The organism is Actinophytocola sp. (assembly GCF_036402745.1).
Taxonomy (GTDB): domain Bacteria; phylum Actinomycetota; class Actinomycetes; order Mycobacteriales; family Pseudonocardiaceae; genus Actinophytocola.
This window is the reverse complement of record NZ_DASWSJ010000276.1, coordinates 1-3,904: the sequence shown is the minus strand read 5'-3', so window position 1 is coordinate 3,904 and position 3,904 is coordinate 1. Positions and strand designations below refer to the sequence as shown.

The following is a 3,904-nucleotide window of genomic DNA, read 5'->3' as shown; positions in this document are numbered from 1 at the left end:
CCATTAACCCGGTCAGCCGGGCGGCCAGGCGCGCCCGCCCGACCCGGGGCAGCGAGCCGTCCGCCGGCAGGCAGCCCGGCACGCACGCGGACACCGGCGCCCAGGAATGTCCCTCCCGCTGGGTTACCGGCGGCAGTTGAGGATGTGCCGCCGGGACCTGGAGATGTGGCATCGGCAGCTGAGCAGTCGCCGGCGGCGGCTGGGTACTCGCCGGCGGCGGCTGGGTACTCGCCGGCGGCGGCTGGGTACTCGCCGGCGGCGGCTGAGCAGTCGTCGGCGGCAGCTGGGGAGTCGTCGGCGGCGGCAGCGACACAGCCGGGATCGCCTCGTCGCTCGCCACCTGCGTCATGCGTCGCCGCCCAGGAAGAAGCGCAGGTAGCGCGGGTCCACCCGCTCCAGCGGGAGCAGCACCAACAGGTCCGCCACGCCGAAGTCCGGGTCGTGCGCCGGCGCGCCGCACACCCAGGCACCCAGCCGCAGGTAGCCACGCAGCAGCGGCGGGATGACGGTGCGCTCGGGACGGGGCGCCGCGTCGGCGTCCCACGGGTGCCACGGGGTCACCCGCAGCTCCGCCGGGGACATGTGCTTGGCCTTGGCGCTCTCCCAGACTCCCCTGGCCAGCGCGCCGCCGTCGGCCAGCGGGATGCTGGCACAGCCGGTGAGGTGCGAGTGCCCGGTCAGCAGCAGGTATCGGGCGATGCCGGCCCACACCAGGCTGACCACCGCGCCGCTGCGGTGATCGGGGTGCACGCAGGACCGGCCGGCCTCGACCAGCGAGGACCGCAACCCGGCGAACGCGGAGAGGTCGAACTCGGTCTCCGAGTAGAGGCCGCCGGCGGCCCCGGCCCGCTCCGGCGGCAGCATCCGGTAGGTGCCGACGATCTCGCCGGTCCGGTCCGCCCGGACAACGAGATGGTCACAGTGCTCATCGAAGCGGTCGATGTCGCGGCCGCTGCCCGCGTCGTTCAGGGTGGCGCCGAGCTCCTCGGCAAACACCCGGTATCGAAGCCGCTGCGCGGCCTCCACGTCGGCATCGTTCCTGGTCAACAGCAGCGAATAACGCGAGGTAGGCCCGGTCTGCTCGATCGATGGGGTGCTCACCAGCAGCTGCGACTGCGTCATGCCCAAGGTGTACATGGCGCGTGGAACGAGAGCTCAGACCCGCCCTGGCCGCCCGATGGCAAACGGGTGAACGCTCCGCCGGGGCACGCCGAGCACCCCCAACCGGACGCAACCGCTCACGCAACGTCACACGAGCTCGGCCGGTGGCATGCCGAGCAGTCCGCCGACCCGACACACGGTCTGCGGCATGGCCAGCAGGTCGTCGTCGATCAGCCTCAGCGTCCGCCAGCCGAGCCCGGCCAGATCCGCGTCGCGCTGCCGGTCCAGCCGGGCTCGCCGGGCATCGAAATGGTGGGCACCGTCGTACTCGATGGCAAGCTTCGCCACCGGGTATGCGAGGTCGACGCGCGCCAACGGAAAGCCGTATTCGTCGGCGATCACGTATTGCGCGTGCGGCACCGGTAACCCTGCCCGGACCAGGCCCACCCGCAGCCGACTTTCCATCGGCGACTCGGCCCTCGGCTCGGACAGCCCCACAACTTCGGCCAGCCGTCGGCACCCACGCGCCCCCGGTTCGCCGGCGCGCCTGGCCAGCAGGTCGGCCGGCGCGAACGCGCCACGGTGAGCCAGCGCATCCACCGCGACCACCGCCTCGACCAGCGGCAGCCGGCGAGCCAGATCCCACGCCGTGCGCGCCGGCGTGGTCAACCGACAGCCGGCCGCGGTAGTCAGATCGTGATCCGCGAGCCGGGCCCGGTACGCCCGCAGCCCCGGGTGTCGACGAGCCGCACCGGGCAGCACAACCTCGGCCGGAGCGCCGCGCGGGGCGCAGTCGACGCCGAGCAGGGCGGCCGCCGAGTAACCGACCAGCGCCCCACCCCGGTCACGGACCAGCAGGTAAGCAGCCCGCGAGCGTGCGTAAAGGTCGAGCGAGGCGTCCGACGACAGGTATACGTCCGGATACACCCGCCGGTAGCGCGGCCCACGCAACTGATCAGGAGTCACCAGGCCGGCCGCCACCGCCTCCGTCCCCCGAAACTGCCCACCCAACACCCGCCCAGCCTGACCGAACCAACCCCAGCCGTGGGCCGATTCGGCGAGATCTACCTCAGCGGGGTCCGGGCCATGATCAAAACCCGCTGGAGTAGATCTCACCGAAGGCCGCCGACGAGGCGGACGGCGAGCGGCGCGCACAGGTCGAGCTCAGCGCCGGACGGCAGGTACAGGTCCGGTACACCCGCCGCTAGCGCGGCCCACGCAACTGATCAGGAGTCACCAGGCCGGCCGCCACCGCCTCGGTCCCCCGAAACTGCCCACCCATACACCCGCCCAGCCTGACCGAACCAGCCCCAGCCGTGGGCCGTTTCGCCGAGATCTACCTCAGCGGAATCCCGGCCATGATCAAAACCCGCTGGAGTAGACCTCGGCGACGGCCGCGAACGACGGCCGCCAGCGAGCGGACAGCGGCGCCCGACCCGCACGACGGCCCCCGACCCGGACGGCGGCGCCCGACCCACACGACGGCCCCCGACCCACACGACGGCCCCCGATCCGCACGGCGGCCACAAATACGTCGAGGCGGCCGGAGCGAATGCCCCGGCCGCCTCGACGAAAAGAGAACGAGCTCAGCTCTTGCGCTTGGTGACCGCGTCGGTGAGCTGGGGGGCGACCTTGAACAGGTCGCCCACTACCCCGTAGTCGGCGATCTCGAAGATGGGCGCCTCGGCGTCCTTGTTCACCGCGATGATCGTCTTCGACGTCTGCATCCCGGCCCGGTGCTGGATCGCACCCGAGATGCCCAGCGCGATGTAGAGCTGCGGCGACACCGTCTTGCCGGTCTGCCCCACCTGGAACTGGTGCGGGTAGTAGCCCGAGTCCACCGCCGCACGCGACGCACCGACAGCGGCGCCCAACGAGTCGGCAAGGACCTCGACCACGGAGAAGTCGTCGGCCGAGCCCACACCACGACCACCGGACACGACCACCGAGGCCTCGGTCAGCTCCGGACGGTCACCACCGGTGATCGGCTCCCGGCTCGTCACCGTGGCGGAGCGCCCCGACGCGGCCGGAACCTGCACGGACTCCTCCGCGCCGGCACCCGCGGCCGGCTCGATCTCCACCGAGCCCGGGCGCAGCGTGATCACCGGGTGCTCGGTGTTGGCCTTGGCCTGCGCGATGAAGGCACCGCCGAACACGGAGTGCGTGACGCCGTCCGCGCCCACCGCGACGACGTCGCCGAGCAGCGCGCTGTCCGTGCGCACGGCCAGCCGGCCCGCGATCTCCTTGCCGTCGGCGGACACGCCGATCAGCACCGCCGCCGGGGACCTCGCCTCGACCAGCGACGCCAGCACGGACACCTCGGGCGACAGGAAGTCGCTCGAGTCGGTCTCCGCGACGTAGATCTTCTCCGCGCCGTGCTCCTTGAGCCCGTCGGCCAGCTTGCCCGCCGTGCCCGCGGCACCGACCACGACCGCCGACGGCTCGCCCAGCGCGCGGGCCGCGGTCAGCAGCTCGTAGGTCGACTTCTTGATCTCACCCTCGAGGTGGTCGACGAGGACCAGAACCTCAGCCATGGGGTATCTCCTCTACTCTCGTCGATCGATCTCAGATGAGCTTCTGCGCGACCAGGTAGGCGGCGATCTTCGCGCCACCGTCGCCCTCGTCCTCGATCTTCTCCCCAGCGCTCTTGGGCGGCTTGGGCTGCGAGGACGTCACCGTGCTCAGCGCGTTGGCCAGCCCGACCTGCGACGCGTCGATCCCGGCATCGGCCAGCGTGATCGTCGAGACCGGCTTCTTCTTCGCCGCCATGATCCCCTTGAACGACGGGTACCGCGGCTCGTTG

4 protein-coding genes and 1 pseudogene are annotated in these 3,904 nt (G+C 71.8%); all 5 read right to left on the bottom strand.

What is annotated here, in order from left to right:
* Positions 1-349, bottom strand: a pseudogene (locus VGD70_RS26130) (hypothetical protein); the annotation flags it as partial.
* On the bottom strand, positions 346-1,122 hold the full coding sequence (locus tag VGD70_RS26125) for a GNAT family N-acetyltransferase (RefSeq protein WP_331085825.1): 777 nt from the start codon (positions 1,120-1,122) through the stop codon (positions 346-348). The pseudogene VGD70_RS26130 and the gene VGD70_RS26125, both read right to left, overlap by 4 nt.
* Before the next feature lie 126 nt (positions 1,123-1,248).
* A complete protein-coding gene (locus VGD70_RS26120; RefSeq protein ID WP_331085823.1) occupies positions 1,249-2,082 on the bottom strand; it encodes an endonuclease domain-containing protein in 834 nt (277 codons plus the stop codon).
* A gap of 605 nt (positions 2,083-2,687) precedes the next feature.
* Positions 2,688-3,635: an electron transfer flavoprotein subunit alpha/FixB family protein gene (locus VGD70_RS26115; RefSeq protein WP_331085821.1), complete on the bottom strand. Its 948-nt coding sequence runs from the start codon at positions 3,633-3,635 to the stop codon at positions 2,688-2,690.
* Between the two features lie 31 nt (positions 3,636-3,666).
* Positions 3,667-3,904, bottom strand: a 238-nt coding sequence (locus VGD70_RS26110; protein ID WP_414638057.1) for an electron transfer flavoprotein subunit beta/FixA family protein, incomplete at its 5' end; no start/stop codon positions are given.